The sequence below is a fragment of the Blastopirellula marina genome, assembly GCF_002967715.1.
Classification (GTDB): Bacteria; Planctomycetota; Planctomycetia; order Pirellulales; family Pirellulaceae; genus Bremerella; species Bremerella marina_B.
In genome coordinates, this window is sequence record NZ_PUIA01000081.1 from 152722 (window position 1) to 171197 (window position 18476).

Here is an 18476-nt window from a genome sequence, read left to right on the forward strand (position 1 = left end):
AGACGGCTCTTCGCGGCGACCTCACGCTACCTACGACAATTTCTGTGGTCGCCAACCCGGATGGCGGGGATGCTTGCATAGTCTCACGTATCATACAGCGACAGTAGAATCTTGGGAAGGTGATTCGCTGTTTGAAGATACGACACGCGGCGACCCGCCCGAAAAGCCCTCGCAACCCTCAAGAACGACAGCAAGCCGAGTCCCCTCGCAAAGGACTCGGCCTGCTTAATCCCCCATCGGATTGTCGAGTTACTCGGTCGGATACATCGAGAACGTACCGTTGTTGGCCACATTAAACAGTGGACGGTAGTAGTTCTTGCCCGCACTCGCAGAGCTGCATGCACGGGGGTACCAAACCAGGTTGATTCCAATATTCCAGGTCTCGCAGGTACAAGGATCGCCGTTGTCCTCATTGTCGTGACGTGGAATCAGGTACAGAAAATTCGTTTCCAGCGCCAGGCACTTGGTAATTGGCACGTTCACGTCCGCACCCACCAAACCGAGTTCGTTGTCGGTCCAACCGCCCGAGAATCGCATTTCACCACCACACACCTCCAGAGGGGTGCGATAGAAGAAGGCGAACATGTTGTGCGGCTGGAACGATCCGTTGACGGTCGTCGGGACCGAGGCACCCGGCAACAAGATTTGTTCGTTGATGTCGCTCGTTTCATCAGAAGCGGTGAACCATAAACCGAACTCGCCTTTGCACTGGAACTTCCAGCTGAGTTCGCCGCGAATCTGGCTGGCATCGATGTCGTAGTACCAGTGATCGCTCATGTGGTCGTAAACCAGACCACCCTGCCAGCCCCAGTCGACACGGCGGAAGAAACCGGCAGTCAAAAAGAACTGGTCGCGGTTGTCGTCGGTGAAACTTGCTCCGTGCAAGTTGGCATTGGTCCCATTCACACCCAGCTGAACGCCGAATCCATGGTCACGCGAGAACAAAGGAGCACCCCAGTTCACGCCGTACAGAAAACCAAAGCTACCATCCATGCCGGCGTTCAAAGGACCTTTAAAGCCCTGAACACCTGCCCGGAACGAAAGATTGTCCAGGTTCAGTCGGAAGCAAAGTGGAAAGCAGATCGTTTCGCACGGGCCACAAACACCGCACGTGTCGCAAGAGCCACACGAATCGCCGCAAGCGGCTCCTCCTTGGCAAGACGAGCATCCAGGTCCGCCGTGATAGGTAGCCGGGTCATGGATACCAGCGACCGCCGGACCTTCCATGATAATTTCGCCTTCCATCGGCATAGTGCCGGAAGCTTCATTCAGTACGGAATAGTCGACCTGCTGAATGTCTCCGGCTTGCACCTTCGAGGCGACATAACTTGCCCGAGCAACGCGTTGACGAGCCGCGAAGACACGGTCTTGATCGGTCGAGAACAGGCTCCGAATTGCCGTGGTAGGGGACGGAGGACGGTTGTAATTTTCGGAAACCACATGCTGCAGCTTGGCAGGTTCACGTGGTTCTGCTGCGGTCGCGAGATCCGCAAGTGTGCTTCCGCATGAAGCGGTCAGCAAAGTCAGAATCCAGGGGAAGACTCGCATGGCCTTTCCTTCCTTCGACAGTTGATTGAAATACCGTTGGGGGGATGGCAGTGGAAGCGCAAGTTCGCGCTGTCCATATCTGCGTATCGTCATCAGAAAAGTCGCCACTTTCGGAAAAGTCGAGATAATCCGCAAAGTTTTCCCAGTCCACTGAATACAGTGCATAGAAGCAGGTACGTATTCCACCCACTTAACCCAAACAACCGATTACTGAAAGACTGGGTAATCTGCGATAGAAGTATCGGTTGATCTGATTATTCTGCTTTTTTGCGTGGTAACGGCTCGATAAAGATTGTCGTGAACGAACACCTTGCCTCTGACATGCCGCGTCACCCTGACGCTTCAACTTTCGAGAAGGATCTCAACCAATGAAAACGCAACTTCTGGCTGTCGCCGTTGTGCTGGTTACCAGCATCCAGGCCTACGGCCAATCGTGTGGCTGCGAAAGCAATCATGTCGTCACTCACTCGTCCGCTAGCTGCAGCTGCAATCAATGCTGCACGCCATGCTTCAACCCACTGGGTGAACTCGTTGAAGGGGTCGGCTTTACCCTGAAGACCACCGCCTGTGCCGTCAAGCGTGGTGTTAACAGCCTGTTCCATCCGATCCGTTTCAATGGATGTGGCTGCGGCTGCGACACGACTCCTTCGTGCGGTTGCGATACATGCGGCTCGAACTGGGAAAGCTACGAAGGGCACCACCCAGGCATGGAATACATCGAACAAGGGACTCCTACCGTCCCATCGATTCCTGGACCACCAATGGTCCCAACCACGGAACCCTCTACCATCCGCGAGCCAGGCAAATGGCAACCGGTCGGTACCCAGGCTCACCGATCGAGCGCCCAGGTTTCGCATTACTCGAAGCGAGTCGCCGCGAAGCCAACCGCCCGCCCAGCTACCTACTACGCTCCCACGCCAGCTAAGTAATCGCCCCTACTTGGTTTGCGATAAGGCGTCCTGCCAACATAAAAGAAGGGGAGTCCAACCGGACTCCCCTTTTTGCATGCGCTGATGCTGTTTTGTTCGTCAGACGATCCACTAGATCGTGTCCAGCACCTGTCCCAGGTCGGCGATCAAGTCTTCCGCTGCTTCCAGCCCGACCGAGATACGGATCAGTTCATCTTTGATCCCGTGGGCCAGGCGATCCGCTTTGTCGTAGCTGGCGTGCGACATCGACGCCGGTTGTTCGATCAACGATTCAACCGCGCCCAGGCTGACCGCCAGCTGGAACAGCTTGGTCTCTTCACAGACCTTCTTCGCCGCAGCGAAACCACCTTCGACCTCGAAGCTCATCATCGCACCGAACCCGCCGTCCATCTGCCGGGCAGCGATCTCGTGTCCGGGATGGGTCTTCAGGCCGGGGTAAAGGACGCGGGTAACCTTCGGATGATCGTTCAGGTACTCGGCGATCTTCTGAGCCGTACGGCACTGTTCGCGAACTCGCAGTTCAAGCGTCTTGATGCCGCGGGATGCCAGGAACGAACCGAACGGATCGAGCACGGCACCGGTCGCGTTTTGAATGAAGTAGAGCCGATCGTACAGGGCCTTATCCTTCACCACCAAGGCTCCACCTAGCACATCGCTGTGCCCGGCCAGGTACTTGGTAACCGAGTGCTGCACGATATCGATCCCCAGTTCCAGCGGCCGCGTCAGGACCGGCGTAGCGAAGGTGCTATCGACACCCAGCAGAACGCCAGCTTTCTTGGCGACTGCAGCACAGGCGGCCAGGTCGGTGATCGACATCAGCGGGTTGCCGGGGCTTTCGACCCACATCATCTTCGTGTTGGGCTGAATGGCCGCGGCCAGGTTCTCGGGATTGGTCGCGTCGACCAGCGTAATTCCGATGTTGTTCTTCTGCGTGATCTTGTGCAGCAAGCGATAGGTGCCGCCGTAGATATCGGTACCGGCGACAATGTGATCGCCTGCTTCCAGTAGCATTGTCGCACAGTGGGTGGCCGCCATGCCGGAAGCAAACGCCAGGGCTCCGCAGCCCCCTTCCAGTTCGGCCAAAGTCGTTTCAAGGTTCTTACGTGTCGGATTGCCGCTACGCGAATAGTCGAACTCGCCCCACTCCCCTGCCCCAGGCTGCACGAACGTGGAAGCGACATAAATCGGTGGAACAACGGCCCCGGTTAGCGGATCCTTCTTGTTACCGACGTGAATGGCCTTTGTGCGAAATTGCATGGGGATTCCTTCTCTCGATCTGTATAGAACGCAAAGATGGCTATCGACGAAGACATCGTAGCCATCTCACGCTTTGCGTTTGGTCTGTCTTGCTACGCGTTGACTAGGCGTTGTCGAGGGCCTGCTTCAGGTCAGCGATCAGGTCTTCCGTGTCTTCGATACCACAGGCGATGCGGATCATGTTGTCGTAGATGCCGAATTTGGCACGGTTCTCAGGCGTTTGCTGATAGTAGCTCATCACCAGCGGCTGCTCGATCAACGATTCAACACCACCCAGGCTCGGCGCGATCTTAAAGATCTTCGCGTTGTCGACCACGTTGGCCGTCTTGCGCCAGTCGGCACCCTTCACGTTGAAAGTCACCAGGCCGCCGTAGCCGCGCATCGTGGCCTTGGCGATCTCGTGATACGGATGCGAAGGCAAACCAGGATAGTAAACCTTTTCGACCATCGGGTGATCTTCCAGGAACTGGGCGATCGCCATGCCGTTGGCGTTGTGACGCTCCATTCGCAGCGAGAAAGTCTTTAGACCGCGAAGCAGCAGGTAACAGTTGTGCGGAGCATTGATGCCACCCATCACGCCGCGCAGCTGACGCACGTCAGCCAACTTCTCTTCGCTACCGATAATCACACCGGCCAGAAGGTCGTTGTGACCGGCCAGGTACTTGGTAGCCGAGTGCAGCACGTAGTCGACACCATATTCCAGCGGACGCAGGTTGTATGGAGTCGCCAGCGTGGCATCGATCAACGTTTCAACACCGTGCTTCTTGCCGATCTCGGTGAACTTCTCTAGATCGACGCAGCTCAGGTGCGGATTGGTAGGGGATTCGCTGATCAGCATCTTGGTGTTGGCGTCGATCGCGTTTTCCATCGCGTCGTAATCGCCGGTCTTCACCGTCTTCGTTTCAACACCGAAGCGGGCCAGGTGTTTGCCGCAGAACTCGCGGCTGCGGTGGTAGCACTCGTCGAAGAAGACGACGTTGTCGCCAGCGCTGACCTTGGCCATCAACAGACCGACGAACGCTGCCATGCCGCACGAGTAAAGGACGGCCGATTCGCCCCCTTCGATGGCCGCCAGTTTGGCTTCAGCCGTTTTCTCGCCGGGGTTGCCGTAACGTCCGTACTCTTCGCGAAGCTGGTTCTCTTCGATATAGCGAATGATCGAATCGGTGTCGTCGAAGGTGTAGGTCGACGCACAGAAGATGGCATCGGTGATTGCGTTGCCCGGTTTCATGCGGGCCTCGCCCCCTTGTACGGCGGTAGTGGAGGTGCCTACGTTTGTCTTCTTTTCTGGAGCCACGGACATGACAGGTGTTCTCGCAAGCGATGCGGGAAGTGGCAGATCAACGGCAGTACGCCTATCAAGAACGCCACGGTTCCCAAATGTTCGATAGGGCCGCAGCATGTGATCTGTTCTAAGAAAAATTGCCGCTTGGGAGGAGCGACAACGGCACTTTAGCAGATAGGCTGCAAGCGGCCACAAATCCCTATTAAACCAGCATTGAGTGTAACCGAGCGCAAGATGCCCCGCAACGGGCTGCTTTCTCTATTTTCTCGCGTCGAAACAGGTCTCAACTTCGGCGGACAAGTTTCCATTAAATCGAGGGGAACGGTAGTTAACGGTCAGGCAGTGTCAGTGCGAAAGTTTACCTAATCGTTAAATTCAACTACTTGCGATCCATCTTGAATGTCTTTAAAACCGAAGCTTCGTTTGCCATCCCTGTCACGGATTTCGGATGGCAAGACCCGCTTCGATACCCGCCCACGGAGGTTTGTTCTCCCCCATGACCCGATTGACCCTAGCCCTTTTGTTGACGCTGACCATGTCCGCGTCGCTCGTTGCCGCCCCCACCACAACCGAGTCGAAGGCCGACGAGAAGAAGGAAGTGGAAACCAAGAAAGCCGACGCCCAAGTGCCTGGCGATGCCTTTCTTCACAAGCACCCCACGCTGGTAAAGATGTGGCACCACTCGAATCAGGTTCGCGGCCGGTATCAATTGCCGGCTCAGCGTATCAGCCCCGAACTGACCAAGGCCGCCCAAGACCATGCCTGGTACATGGCTCGCACCGGGCAGTTCAGCCACTCGGTCAATGGTGGCTTCGTCTCGCGTGCTCGCCGTCACAGCTACCCCGGCTCGCCTTATGGCGAGATCATCCTGTACGGTTCGCCGAGCATTCCTGAATGCTTCAACGGATGGCTTAACAGCCCCGGGCACCGAGCTATCCTGCTTAGTGGCGCTCGCGAAGTTGGCTACGGTTACGCCATTAGCGCCAACGGCACCGCGTATTGGGTTGGCGTATTCGGCAACTAGCTGACGCTGGCCAGTAAGTTCGATCCCAAAGAAAGCGGCCCCGAAACAATCGTTTCGGGGCCGCTCATTTTTTCGAACGAAGCCAAGCTCGGTCTAGTCGACCAGTTCGATCACGCCGACATCGTTGTCGTCTTCTTCGACCTTAATTTCAATTCCTGACTTCTTGAAGTCCGCGTACTTCTTCGGAACAAGGTTCTTCTCGCGAAGACCACCTGGCTCGCGGATCTCGGTGACGACGTTGCCGCTGGCATCGACCAATTGCACCTTGTGGACTGCCACGCGATGCGTGCCAGGGGTTAGGCCGTCTCCCGGATCGAACGTTTGGGCCTCGAAGTAGCCCTGATCGTCGGTGATTGCCGAACCACCTTTTCCTGTCTCATCGACTGGCTGAAACGTAAGCACGGCGTCAGCAACCGGTTTCCCTTGATAGGTCACCTGGCCGGTGACTTCATATACCGGCGGTCGACCGCGTGTCCACTTGTCGTCACGTTTCCCACTGCAACCGGCCAGCAACGCGCACGCGACTGCGGCCATCAGCAAGACCTTGCTGGCATCTGAAATGCGTCTCATGAAACTTTCCTCCTGTTGTTTGTCGATGTACTACAAGGAGGCGTTCGTTTCGCCGCCGGACTTCGAGCCGATCGCTCCCCAAACACCAAACGGACTGATGCCCGAGGTGACCGGAGCAGTCGCCAGATTACCGGTATCAATGGTCTCAGGCACGAACCGCACCGAGCCGTCGGCAAACATAGACAACACGCCGCCTGGGTGCCGGCTCGATGCCGAGTAAACCCCGCCAGCAGCTTGCGAACTGCACGTCGCGCTGTTCGGGGGCAGCACAGTGGTAATTGCGCAGTAGCCGGTGCGGCCGTCTTGCCAGCGTTGACCGTGGCAGCGGTACTGGGCAATCAGGGTGCCGGAAGTGTAGTTGTTGCCGGTCAGATAAGCACGACAGGCCAGCGGATTGTTGGTCGAAGCACCGACAGCTCGGCCCAGTTGGTCGCTGGCCGGGGCGACAATGATTTCCGACATGGCCATCGTGTTGCTCAGCCCGTCGGTGATGTCGCGGAAGCGAGTGTAAATGAGATAACCAAAGATACCCCGCACGTTGGTTTCAGGATCGACCGCTGTCGAAGAGCCCCCGAAGCTGAAGTTATCTCCCATGCACAAACCGTAATTCAGCGGCGAATACTCGGCGCTTCGATCCGTACCCGATGGCGAGAACAGCCCATCCGACGGACACATGAACGCATCGATCTGCCCCACGTAGCCGGACGTTGCACTGCCGCTCCAAGCGATTTGCTTGTTGGCAACAATCTGATCGTAGCGGTTGTCGGCTTCGATGAACGGTAACAGGCTCACAAACGCACTGTGACGCGTGGCCGGAGCCCCCGAGACGGTTGACCAATCAGGCCCGCCTTGCCGTGGAGGCAGTGCCTGGAAGGTGTCGTGATAGTTGTGCATGGCGATGCCAAGTTGCTTCAAATTATTCGAGCAACTCATCCGCCGGGCCGCCTCACGGGCCTGCTGCACCGCCGGTAGTAGCAAGGCGATAAGGACGCCGATAATCGCGATCACGACCAACAGTTCGACTAAGGTGAAGCCCCAACGGCCTCGACGAGCGCGAAACATTTCCACTGACTTTCATGCGAGATGATAATAGGAGAGGATTTAGGCAGGGAGGACCGCAACAATGGATGCCAGAGATTCTTAGTTGCCCTGAGAACCATTACCAACCCATTACGGCATTGTGTCATCCATTAGCCGTTTTTGCCAATAGAAATCACAATCATTTTGATAAAAACCACTCTCCATGCCTGCCCACTCCGAATCAGTCAGCTTATCCATTCCGCTGCGAATTTCCGGCCTGGTAGCAGGCAAGTCCTTCCTGCCAATCAGCTCGCAGCTTTGGCCGTCAACGCAGCGTGCAGGGGGCAGTTGCGGGCAATCTCTCTTCCAGTGCGATATTGGTGCAGCAGTTCTTTGGAACGCTGGGCCAGCATGCGGCGGACTTCGCGGCGTTTGCCTTTGACGCGGGGGATCTTCATTGTGTCGTAGGCGGTCGTTTGATGACGCATCCAGGCAATCACGGCTGACTCGGCTCGCTGCTCGATAGGAATTCGCTGCGTGCGAGCCACCGTCCCGCTACCGACCGGCGTCGCATGCGAGGTCACGGCCGTTGCGAATTGATCGGCCAGTTCAGCGTAATCGGGATGGAAGTTCAGGTAAGCAACAACCGCTCCGAAGAAGTCTTCGACGTACTCGGCCTGTTGTTTGTCGCGACGCGCGGCGGCGGCCTTTTGCTTCTTAGCATAGGCATCGGTCGAACGCTCGGCATCGAGTTCAGCTTGAATTTTGCGTATCGTAGCCCCAGGTGCCCAGATGCCGCGCGAGAACATCCGGCGTCCCTTCTTTTCCTGTACAGCTAAGTACTCGCCGGCAGCTTTCACTCGCCGCGTCAAACCGGCATCACCTGGTGGCAGGAGGGACCAATGAGGTGGTACTTCAATCACATTTCCTTGCGGATCACGAACGGTACGCTCTCTGGGGCCAGGAGCATAAGCTGGCTGGGGCATCGATTTCCTTTCGACGTCGGTCAAATCCTTCGTAAGAGGTTGCTGCCCACTTAGATGTGGTGCAGGTGATCGTCTTCTTCCGGCAAGACGCCGGCCATCAGACGACCAATGGGCTCGGTGGTTTTGAATCGCATGAGCACGATTCGCACGATGGCCGTGATGGGAGCCGCCAACAACATGCCGACCGGTCCCCATAGCATCCCAAAGAATGCCAAAGCCAGAAGGATGGTCGCCGGATGTAGCTGCAAGCCGTCTCCCATGATCTTCGGCTCGATGACGTTACCCATGGTCATTTGCACGGCCCCCGGCAGCACGATCGCCAGGGTGATCATTAAGGCCGAATCGAACTGCACGATCGCAATCGGAATCGGCAACAGCGTGGCGATGATCGAGCCGATCGAAGGAATAAAGTTCAAGCAAAACGCGATTAGCCCGAACATCGAAGCAAACTGCATCCCGATCATCGCCAGGCAGCCCCATACCAGCAAGCCAGTGATGGCCGAGATAAAGAACTTCGTGGCGATGTACTTGCGAACGTTGCGGTCGATCTCGGCATAGATCCCTTTCGAGACCTTGTAAGGATCGCGCCCGGCGAGCATGAAGCCGACAAAGATCGACGTGAGCACGGTACTGCTGATCAAGTTCAACAGGGTCGCTCCGGCCTGGGTAGCCAGCTGCGGTGCCTCGAGACGGATCTGCGACATCAGCGCTCGAAACAGCTGCTGGGTGCGGTTGATGTTACTGCGAGGAGTAATCGGTATGGCAAAGGAACCTGACTTGCTTTCCATTACATCATCTGATTGCTCTTCGACTGGTACCATAACCTCCGCATCCGCATCAGGTTCGGCCTCGGTTGGCGGGTCATCGGTAAAGATCGGCTCGCTGGCATCGGCCGGTGGTTCCGCCGGATCTTTGCTGACGCTTCCTTCGGCTGGCGTTTCTACCGGCTCTTCCTCTGTCGTAGCAGTCGAGACGACGATCGGCGGATTCTCTCCTTCGCCGACACCACTGATGCGGTCCATCAGCCTGGAAGCGGCCTCGAGCGGGCCTTCCAGCCGCTGTTCAAGTTTTGTCATGAAGGTCTTATCGTTGGCCACGGTCGTAACGTTCTGGATGACCGTCGTCACCAGAAAACTCATCAGCACCAAGACCAGCACAACCAGCAGCAGCGTCAACGAGACGGAGATGAACTTGCTGAACTTCAGCCGGATCATCTGAAAGTCGACAATCGGCGCGACGAGGTAGTTCAGAAACAACGCCAGCGTGAATGGCACAAGAACCGCACGGGCATACATTAGCCCGAACGAAAACGCGATGAAGGCCAACACGAGAAGTGCGCCTGTCTGAAGCCATGATTGCTCTTCGGTGAGCTTCTTGACCGACAGTCCTTCTTGATTCATCAATTCTCCCCCTGCTTCCCATAACTCGCCGGTGTCGCGGTTCATTATCCCCGCGATCTACCCCGGCGTGCAATGGGATGGAAAGCGATGAATTACTCGCTCAGCTCTTTCTTCAGGTCCTGCAGAAGCCGCGGAACATAGCCGCCGGTGCGTGGTGGGGCCTGTTTTCCCCCATCGGGAAGCTTTGCCAGCACGGGTGCCAACGGCTTGGCTTTTTCGTCCATGGCATCGATCGAATTGAGTGCCAGCATCGACACATAGACTCCGTTCTCGACCGGGTCGGCCAATTTGCCGAGCGTATCGAGAGCCATCTTCACGTCCTCTTTGTTGCCATAGCAGCCCAGTGCTTCGGCGACAATGCACCGAACGCTGGGGGAGTCGTCGTTCAAAGCGACACGAAGTTGCTGGCGTGCCGCGTCGACCGCTGCTTCTTTCTGCATCAAGACACCCAACGCCGCCCAGTAGCGAACCGCGTTTTCTTCCGCAGAAAGCTGATTGATCAATCCTGGCAGCATTTTCGGATCACGACTGGAAGCCAGGATCGCAACCCCCATGATTTGATTCATCGGGTAGTCCGTCTTGTGACCGAGCTCGTAAGGAGAAAGTCCGTCGCCGCGCGAGTGGATCTCATCTTCCGGGAGAAAGCCGATGTCGCGAATTTTTGCCTGCCACTTATACAGTGCGTTCTTCAGTTCCTGATGCTGCTCCGCATATTTCGCATCGCCTGCCAGGTTGTTCACCTCATCGGGATCGCTCTCGAGATCGTACAACTCTTCCGCTGGCTTCTCTTCCCAGAAGTGGCTCTGAGCGTCGTTCAACTCGCCGGCATCGTACATCTTCTTCCAAACCTGCGTGGTTGGCGTCTGGAACATGTAGTCGATGTGCTGGCCGTAAATTTTGTGCGGCATGTAGTTGCGGATGTAAACAAACCGTCCGTCCGTTACCGAGCGAACCATGTCGTAGCGTTCGTCCATGCGGCCGCGGAAGCCGAACATGTACTTCGGTGGCAATGTTTCATACTGCCCCATGAACGCGTCACCTTGCATCCACTCTTTCGGCTCGATACCGGCGAGGCTCAACACGGTTGGGGCCAGATCGACGAAGCTCACCAGACGCTCGGACGTTCCGCCCACTTCGTATTCTTTAGGAGCGAGTTTCTTAAACTTCTCGGGCACGTGCACGATCATCGGCACGTGCAGGCCGCTGTCGTACGGCCAACGCTTACTGCGAGGCATACCGCTGCCATGGTCGCCGTAGTAGAAGATGATCGTGTCTTCTTCCAGGCCATCCTTCTTCAGTTGAGCCAACACCTGGCCAACCTGTTTATCCATCTCGGTGATCTTGTCGTAATACTGTGCCCAGTCGCGACGCACTTCCGGCGTGTCAGGATGATACGCCGGCACACGAACGCCAGCCGGATCGTGAACCGGCGTGTGAGGTCGTTTCCGCAGTTGGCTTTCGTGGCTGGTCGTGAAGTTGAAAACCGCGAAGAAAGGCTGGCCATCATTACGGTTACGCCAATGCGCCTTGCCGCTTGACTCGTCCCACACCGTGCCCTCTTTGGCGAGGTTGTAATCTTCCTTCGAGTTGTTCGTACAGTAGTAGCCTGCTTCGTGCAGATAGTAAGGAAACATGTGCACGCCCTCAGGCAGCACCGTCTGGCTTCGCATGTGCTCGGCACCGAGTGCTGGCGGATAGATGCCCGAGATGATCGTCGTGCGAGCCGGTGCACAGACCGGGGCATTCGACCAGGCCCTCTTGTACTTCATCCCCTTAGCGGCGATCGAATCGATGTTGGGCGAGTCGGCGTACTTGTCACCGTAGCAGCCCAATTCGGGACCGTTGTCTTCGCTCGTGATCCACAAAATGTTCGGCAGATCAGCCGCCGACAGCGTGCTGCTGCAGGCAAAGATGCAGGTGATTGTGATCAGAAGGATATATCGCATCATGAGGGAAAACTCTTATCGAAGGAGGTTGGGGCCAGGCAATGATGGACAAGGTTCTCAAATGGGTCTCTCTATATTACCTCTTCCCGCGGCCTTTGTCATTTTTCACGAATCACGAAATTTCCTTGTTGAGCTGACCAGATTTCGTGAAAATGAGGCACCAAACCCAACTTCTCACCTCCTGCCCCTCATCCAACATGCCACAGCCCCCCTACCCGATCATCGACACACACCAGCATCTTTGGGATCCGAAACGACTGAACCTGCCTTGGCTCGCCGGTGCCGGTCCCCACTTGAATCGCAAGAACGCCATTGAGGAGTACAACGCTGCGGTCGCAGGCCTGCCGATTGCTTCGGCCATTTACATGGAAGTGAACGCGGCCCCCGACCAAAAGCTACAAGAAGCAAAACTGGTTCGCGAGCTAATCGCCTCAGGCACGGCCGTGACCTCGGCGGCGATTCTCTCGGTCGATCCCGGCAGCGTTGACTTCCACGAGTTCGCCAACCAGTTTCAAACGCAAGATTGGGTGAAGGGATACCGCCAGGTACTGCACAGTGGTGCCACGCCGCCGGGTTACTGCTTGAAGGCCCGCTTCATCAACAATTGTCGTCACCTCGGTGCGACCGGCAAAACTTTCGATCTGTGCATGCGACCAGCCGAACTAAAGGATGGGTTCAAATTGGCGGAGGCCTGCCCCGATACCCGCTTCGTGCTGGATCATTGCGGTAATATCGATCCGAAGGCCTTCTTCGCGAAGGACGATCCGCGCGGTGGATCGAATTCGCAGGACGCTACTCGGTGGAAAGAGGACATGGCTGCACTGGCTAGTCTACCCAACGTGGCCTGTAAAATCTCAGGCATCATCGCTCGCGTACCGAAAGAGTGGACGCCGGACGACCTGCGCCCGGTGGTCATGCACTGCGCCGAGGCGTTCGGCAGCGATCGCGTGGTCTTCGGTACCGACTGGCCAGTCTGTCTGTCCGGCGGCAGTCCGCGGCAGTGGGTCGAAGCATTGACACAGATTACAGCCGACTGGTCGCCGGAAGCTCAACAGCAGCTCTGGAGCGAAAACGCCAAACGTGTCTATCACCTGGGCTAGTTTGTCATTGCTTAAAAAATAGAGCAAGGGCACTCCGTTGGATGAAGTGCCCTTGCCGTTCAGATTGACTTGCCACCGCCATATCGCGGCGACATGAAAACATCGCTTACGCCATGTGGCAAGGATTGAAGAGGTCGTCGACCTCGTCTTCGTCGCCAGCGATCAGGTCGATCCCTTCACCTTCCGGTTCTCCTTCCACACCCGAAACGGCTGCTGCCGAGACGGCGATCAGGATGCTATCGGTATCGGCCTTGGCACCACCGAAGCCCGTGTTACCCAGGTCGTCGGTGACGATCGTCAGCGTGGCGTTCCCTTCAAAGGATGCATCTGGCGTGTAAACCAGGCCGGTCAGCAGCGAGTTGATCTGATCGATCGAACCTAGCAGCTTGTGACGGTCGCTCTCGAAACCGTTGGCCAGGGTCAGCACACCACTGTCGACGCTGATGGTCACTTGAACCATGGCATCGGCGGCGTCCGGATCGGAAACCGAAATGGCATTGCCATTGGCTTCGTCGAAGACAATCGGGGTAGCCGAATCGGTTGCCTGGTCGCCGGGAACCGAGTTAACCGGTGCGGCGTTCTCGTTCTCGACACCACTTGGTGCGGAAACAGTGATCGTCACGGTAGCGTCAGCCGACAGGCCGAGGGCATCGGAAACGGTGTAACCGAACTGAACCGTTGCAGGTTCGGTCAGGCCTTCAAACTCACCGTTTGGATCGAAAGTCATGCTACCGTCGGCATTGAGGGTCAGCATGCCTCCCCCTGCCAAGGCGATGGGCGTACCCACGCTGGCGGCTTCACCATCGACTGCAGTGACGGTCATCGTGTCGCCGTTGTCGACATCGCTATCGTTCATCAGAACGCCAGCGACGGCCAAAGTCAGCGCGGTGTCCGACTCGGTCGCAAAGGCATCGTCTTGGGCAACCGGGGCGTCGTTCACACCAGAGACGGTGATCTCAACGTCGGCGGAAGCCGTACCAGCGACGGCATCCGAGGTGGTGTACGCAACGGTTTCGGTTGCCGATTCACCTTCGGCCAGACCAGCGTACTTGCCGGTCGGATCGAAGCTTAAACTGCCATCGGCGTTGATGACAATCGTGGCACCAGAAGCCAGTTCGATGGCCGAACCCACGTTCGCGGCATCGCCGTTGACGTCGGAGACAACCAGCGAGTCACCACTGTCGTTATTGAGCACGCCCCCTGCTTCCACTTCCAACGGAGTGTTGGCATCGGTGGCGAAGCTATCCGACTCGGCAGTCGGGGTAACGACCACTTCATTGACCGTCAGCAGGAACGACTCGGTCGTCACCAGTTCTCCATCAGACACGCTGATGGTGATATTCGCCGAACCGAATGCACCGGCCAGCGGAGTGACGATCAAGGTCTTGTCGGCACCGTCCCCAGCCACGATGATGCCAGCGGGATCGACCAACGCAGGGTTATCGGATTCCACGCTGACCACCAGGTCTTCTGCAGCCGACTCAGCATCGGAAACGGAAAACGCGAGGGGGGCAGTCGCCGAGTCCTGGTCGATCACCTGATCCTCCACCGCAGTTATCGTCGGGGCAGTATTCTCCCCCGCGAGTTCGGTCACCGTCAGCACGAACGATTCCGTGCTGGTTTCTTCACCGTCGCTCACGCTGATGGTAATGGTGGCCGTACCGAATGCCCCTGCCAACGGAGTAACGATCAGGGTCTTATCGGCTCCGTCCCCAGCGACGATGATTCCCGCAGGATCAACCAGGGCCAGGTTGTCCGATTCGACGCTAACGACCAGGTCTTCGGCAGCCGTTTCAACGTCACCCACGGTGAACGCCAGCGGCTCGGTAGCCGAGTCTTGCGAAATCGTTTGATCTTCGACAGCCGTAACTGTTGGCACCGAGTTGCCTGCAACCACTTCGTTGACGGTCACGACAAACGATTCGGTCGTCGTCAGTTCGCCATCGCTCACGCTGATGGTGATGGTGGCCGAACCGGTTGCACCGGCCAGCGGGGTGATGACCAGCGATTTATCGGCACCGTCACCGGCGATCAGGATCCCAGCAGCATCGACCAACGCCAGGTTGTCCGATTCGACACTGACGGCCAGGTCTTCGACAGCCGTTTCGAGGTCACCCACGGTGAAAGTCAACGGATCGGAAGCCGAGTCCTGTTCGATCACCATGTCGTCGATTGGCGAAATCGTAGGAGCCGAGTTCTCGGCCACGACTTCGCTGACCGTCAGCAGGAACGATTCGGTGGTCGTCATTTCGCCATCGGTCACGCTGATGGTGATGTTGGCCGAACCGGTCATACCGGGCAGCGGAGTGACGACCAGTTCGTGATCGGCACCGTTGCTGGTCATCACCAGCGAAGCAGCGTCGACCAAGGCTTCGTTGTCCGACTCCATCGTGATCGTCAGATCTTCCGCAGCCGTTTCGGCATCACCCACGGTGAAAGCCAGCGGATCGGTAGCGGTGTCTTGATCGATGATCTGATCTTCCAGCGGGCTGATAGTCGGTGCCGTGTTGGCGGCTTCCGAAACAGTCAGCGTGAAGTATTGGGCATCGGCCAGGCCGTACTGATCGACAGCGAGAATGCGAATGGTGTAATCACCAGGTTCGACACCTTCACCTGGTGCGATCGACAGGGTCGCTTCACGCGAACCAGCTTCCTGCGTCAGCGTGACGTACTCAGGCGTTTCGACATCGAGCAGCATGAAGATTTCGTCGCTCTCGTTCTTGTCGGTAGCCGTGATCACGAACTCTTCAGCCTGACCAATTTCCAACGCTTGATCGGCAATTGGCAAGAGGTCCGGTGCATGATTCACCGCGATGGTGCTGGTAGCCACGGCACTGTCGTACTCGCCATCACTGACGGTGATTTCAACCAAACGTGAAGCCGGATCGGCATCTTCGTTGGTGTTGTTGTAGGTCAGCGTTTTCAGCACGTTGGCGTAGTTCTCGGCGGTGTCTTCACCACTCAACAAAATCGAGCCATCGGCATATTCCACGCTGATATTGGTCCCTTCCACGTCGATCGAGAGGGATTCGGCAGCGCCGTCCATCGGGTTGGTTAGGGTGACTTTCGCCGACTGCAGCATGTCGTCGTTTTCGTCCGAGACGGTCAGGTCGCTATCAACGACACTGATCGGGCCGTGGCCCACTTGGAAGACCGCGTCGTAGTCGATCCCTTCCTGGTCTTCACCATTGAGGTCGACAACCGGGCGACCAACACGCACGTCGATCATCAGTTCTTCGACATCGGCGTTGGAAGGCTTGCCGTTTTCGACGGCAATGATCTTCACGCTATAAAGACCTTCCTGCTCGGCAGTGGGGGTCCACTGGAAATCGCCGGAGAATGTCATCGACATTCCCTCGGGCCGCTCGTCGCTATCTGGATCGAGCTGAAACATGACCATCCTTGGCCCATCTTCCCCTTCGCTGACCGATGCGCCAAGTTCACCGAGGTTAAAGCTCAGTGTCTCGCCGGCGAAAACCGTCTGCGCGGGAACCGCTGACAAATCCAAGTCCAGCGGAGTTCCACTCAACATGCTGCGATCTTCCAGCTGTTCCCCGAGAGAAGCTTTAAACCTGGGGCGTTTGAATCGCATTGAGAATCTCCGTTTTTAGATGGGCAATCATTTCGACCACGCTCCCATGCGCGGCCGGTTCGAGAGGCATTGTGCGTCCGACTTGAGAAAGTTCCACGGTCGGAAAAGTTTTTGCGGAACTTTCATCAGCGATAGCGTTATCAAAGCTAGGGCAAAAATTGCCGAGGTATCGTTACGTCTCGATGAATTCCGGCGGGACGCATCAGTCGCAACTTTTTGTTCACGCTGGCGGCAAAGATTTCCGATTCGACGTAAGTCCAGCAACGAGACAACTCTTCAATACTTCCCAAATGGTTTATCAACATGTTGATATCTATTGGTTATCAACAAGACGGCACGCGTCGATGCATGCAGGTAGCATGAAGAAAATCTTGGCATTTCGGCTCAAGTTTTATTTCTCGGTTCCAACTGTCTAGTGATAGCAGGACCGCCGATTGTGCAACAGAAGATGCTGAGAGGTTGAAAATGGCTTTAAGCTGGGAAGTCCGGGAGGGACTTGGAAGTTCTCAGCGTTCGGTTTTCACCAGGAAATGTAGGCTCGCAGCGTTATGCCGGCAGACGGCGTGTTAAGAATCGTGTTTCAGAACGCCAGCGATGATGTCTTTGTCAAAGTAGTTGATGCTCATGCCGGCATCGACAGCGATGTTCTGGGCCTGGATGCCACTCGAGCGAGGGCTTAGCAGGAAGACTGCCACGTCGGCCGCTTCCTGGGTGGTGACGGCACTCTTGCGAGGAATGACCTGCTCGGCGAACAGGTACGCATCAACATAGCCAGGGATGCCCGCGGATGCGGATGTCTTAAGCAGGCTTGGCCCCACGGCGTTGAATCGCACGCGAGAGAAACTGCTGAAGCTTTTTGTGAGGAACGCCAGCGACGAATCGAGAGCCGCTTTGATCGGGGCCATGAAGCCGTAGTTTTCGCTGGCCATCGTGGTTGTAGAGATCGAAATGGTGACGACCGATGCGTCTGGGTCGAAGATGTCTTTCAGAGCGTTGGCCAACTTCACCAGCGAGAAGCACGATATGTCAACCGCTTGCAAGAACTGAGCCTTGGTCGTTTCGTGAAACGGCTTCATCCCCTCGGAGTAGTCGGCAAAGGCCATCGAGTGGACCAGTCCATGGATGGCGATGCCTTGGGCGGTGAGATCGTCGCGGAGTTTGTCGATTTGCTCTTGGTATTCGACATCGCAAACGAGCACCTGGCGATCAGCCAACAGCTTGCCCGTCGACTCTTTGCGGGCCTCGCTGCGGACGACGTAGATCACCGTCGCTCCAGCTTCTTCCAGGGTCTTGGCGATATGCCAGGCCACGCTTTTGCGGTTGGCGACCCCAGTGACAACAATATTCTTGCCGGTGAGTTTAAGAAAGTCGGTCACGGTTACGCGTCTTCCATCTTCGCTACGGTGCAGGCAAAGTCGAACCGCATCGACAGTTTGCCGTCGACGGTTACTTTGCCGGTCATGAAGAACGCATCCGCCATGCGTTCGTTCAGCTTCACGTTCATTTCGATTGTGTCGCCAGGGCGGACCATTTTCTTGAACTTCACGTCATTCAGCCGCGTGGCAACCGGCACGCCTTCGCCGTCTTGGACGAACTTCGAGAGCAAGATCGCCCCAGCCTGCATGGTGGCCTCGCACAGGATCACGCCTGGCACCAGCGGGTAATTGGGGTAGTGCCCTTGGAAGAAGTATTCGTCAGGCGTGAACGTCTTACGGCAGATGATGTGCTCGTCCGACTGCTCGACAACTTCGTCAACCAGCAACATCGGGGCGCGATGGGGAATGGCCGCTTCGATGGCGGATTTCGTCATGGTGATTCC

General features: G+C 56.8%; 14 protein-coding genes. 3 read left to right on the forward strand and 11 right to left on the reverse strand.

Translation table 11 applies throughout. From position 1 onward, the window contains the following. Positions 1-249: 249 nt before the first annotated feature. Complete coding sequence (locus C5Y96_RS24370; protein ID WP_105358897.1) at positions 250-1548, reverse strand: DUF6666 family protein; 1299 nt, start codon at positions 1546-1548, stop codon at positions 250-252. 368 nt (positions 1549-1916) lie between these two features. Here C5Y96_RS24370 and C5Y96_RS24375 point away from each other — a divergent pair, with 368 nt between their 5' ends. After that, positions 1917-2477 carry a hypothetical protein gene (locus tag C5Y96_RS24375; RefSeq protein WP_105358899.1) on the forward strand — a complete coding sequence of 187 codons (561 nt, stop codon included), beginning with the start codon at positions 1917-1919 and terminating at the stop codon, positions 2475-2477. A 111-nt stretch (positions 2478-2588) separates the two neighbouring features. On the opposite strand, the gene C5Y96_RS24380 is transcribed toward C5Y96_RS24375, so the two are convergent. After that, the gene (locus C5Y96_RS24380; protein WP_105358902.1) at positions 2589-3734 is read right to left on the reverse strand and encodes a trans-sulfuration enzyme family protein; all 1146 of its coding nucleotides are present in this window, start codon (positions 3732-3734) and stop codon (positions 2589-2591) included. A 103-nt stretch (positions 3735-3837) separates the two neighbouring features. Then, positions 3838-5037, reverse strand: coding sequence for a trans-sulfuration enzyme family protein (locus tag C5Y96_RS24385; RefSeq protein ID WP_105358905.1), 1200 nt, complete (start codon positions 5035-5037; stop codon positions 3838-3840). A gap of 478 nt (positions 5038-5515) precedes the next feature. Between C5Y96_RS24385 and C5Y96_RS24390 the strand changes: the two genes are divergently transcribed. Then, positions 5516-6043, forward strand: coding sequence for a CAP domain-containing protein (locus C5Y96_RS24390; protein WP_158261409.1), 528 nt, complete (start codon positions 5516-5518; stop codon positions 6041-6043). Between the two features lie 93 nt (positions 6044-6136). On the opposite strand, the gene C5Y96_RS24395 is transcribed toward C5Y96_RS24390, so the two are convergent. The 5 genes from C5Y96_RS24395 to C5Y96_RS24415 all read right to left on the reverse strand — a co-directional run bounded on the left by C5Y96_RS24395 (position 6137) and on the right by C5Y96_RS24415 (position 11968). Continuing rightward, positions 6137-6613: a carboxypeptidase-like regulatory domain-containing protein gene (locus C5Y96_RS24395; protein WP_105358909.1), complete on the reverse strand. Its 477-nt coding sequence runs from the start codon at positions 6611-6613 to the stop codon at positions 6137-6139. Between the two features lie 30 nt (positions 6614-6643). Further along, positions 6644-7675, reverse strand: a complete 1032-nt coding sequence (locus C5Y96_RS24400) for a DUF1559 domain-containing protein (protein ID WP_105358911.1) — start codon at positions 7673-7675, stop codon at positions 6644-6646. Between the two features lie 263 nt (positions 7676-7938). Then, positions 7939-8619 (reverse strand): DUF2293 domain-containing protein, encoded by a 681-nt coding sequence (locus C5Y96_RS24405; RefSeq protein ID WP_105358913.1) that lies wholly within the window; start codon positions 8617-8619, stop codon positions 7939-7941. A 50-nt stretch (positions 8620-8669) separates the two neighbouring features. Beyond that, the gene (locus tag C5Y96_RS24410; protein WP_105358915.1) at positions 8670-10064 is read right to left on the reverse strand and encodes an AI-2E family transporter; all 1395 of its coding nucleotides are present in this window, start codon (positions 10062-10064) and stop codon (positions 8670-8672) included. A gap of 47 nt (positions 10065-10111) precedes the next feature. After that, positions 10112-11968, reverse strand: coding sequence for a sulfatase-like hydrolase/transferase (locus C5Y96_RS24415; protein ID WP_233199100.1), 1857 nt, complete (start codon positions 11966-11968; stop codon positions 10112-10114). A 149-nt stretch (positions 11969-12117) separates the two neighbouring features. On the opposite strand from C5Y96_RS24415, the gene C5Y96_RS24420 reads away from it, so the two are divergent. Further along, on the forward strand, positions 12118-13065 hold the full coding sequence (locus C5Y96_RS24420) for an amidohydrolase family protein (RefSeq protein WP_105358917.1): 948 nt from the start codon (positions 12118-12120) through the stop codon (positions 13063-13065). 106 nt (positions 13066-13171) lie between these two features. On the opposite strand, the gene C5Y96_RS24425 is transcribed toward C5Y96_RS24420, so the two are convergent. The 3 genes from C5Y96_RS24425 to fabZ form a co-directional block, all read right to left on the reverse strand. Further along, the gene (locus C5Y96_RS24425) at positions 13172-16657 is read right to left on the reverse strand and encodes an Ig-like domain-containing protein (RefSeq protein ID WP_105358920.1); all 3486 of its coding nucleotides are present in this window, start codon (positions 16655-16657) and stop codon (positions 13172-13174) included. Between the two features lie 566 nt (positions 16658-17223). Further along, complete coding sequence (locus C5Y96_RS24430; RefSeq protein WP_105358922.1) at positions 17224-18033, reverse strand: enoyl-ACP reductase; 810 nt, start codon at positions 18031-18033, stop codon at positions 17224-17226. Between the two features lie 2 nt (positions 18034-18035). Further along, the gene (fabZ, locus tag C5Y96_RS24435; RefSeq protein ID WP_105358925.1) at positions 18036-18467 is read right to left on the reverse strand and encodes a 3-hydroxyacyl-ACP dehydratase FabZ; all 432 of its coding nucleotides are present in this window, start codon (positions 18465-18467) and stop codon (positions 18036-18038) included. Between the last annotated feature and the right edge of the window lie 9 nt (positions 18468-18476).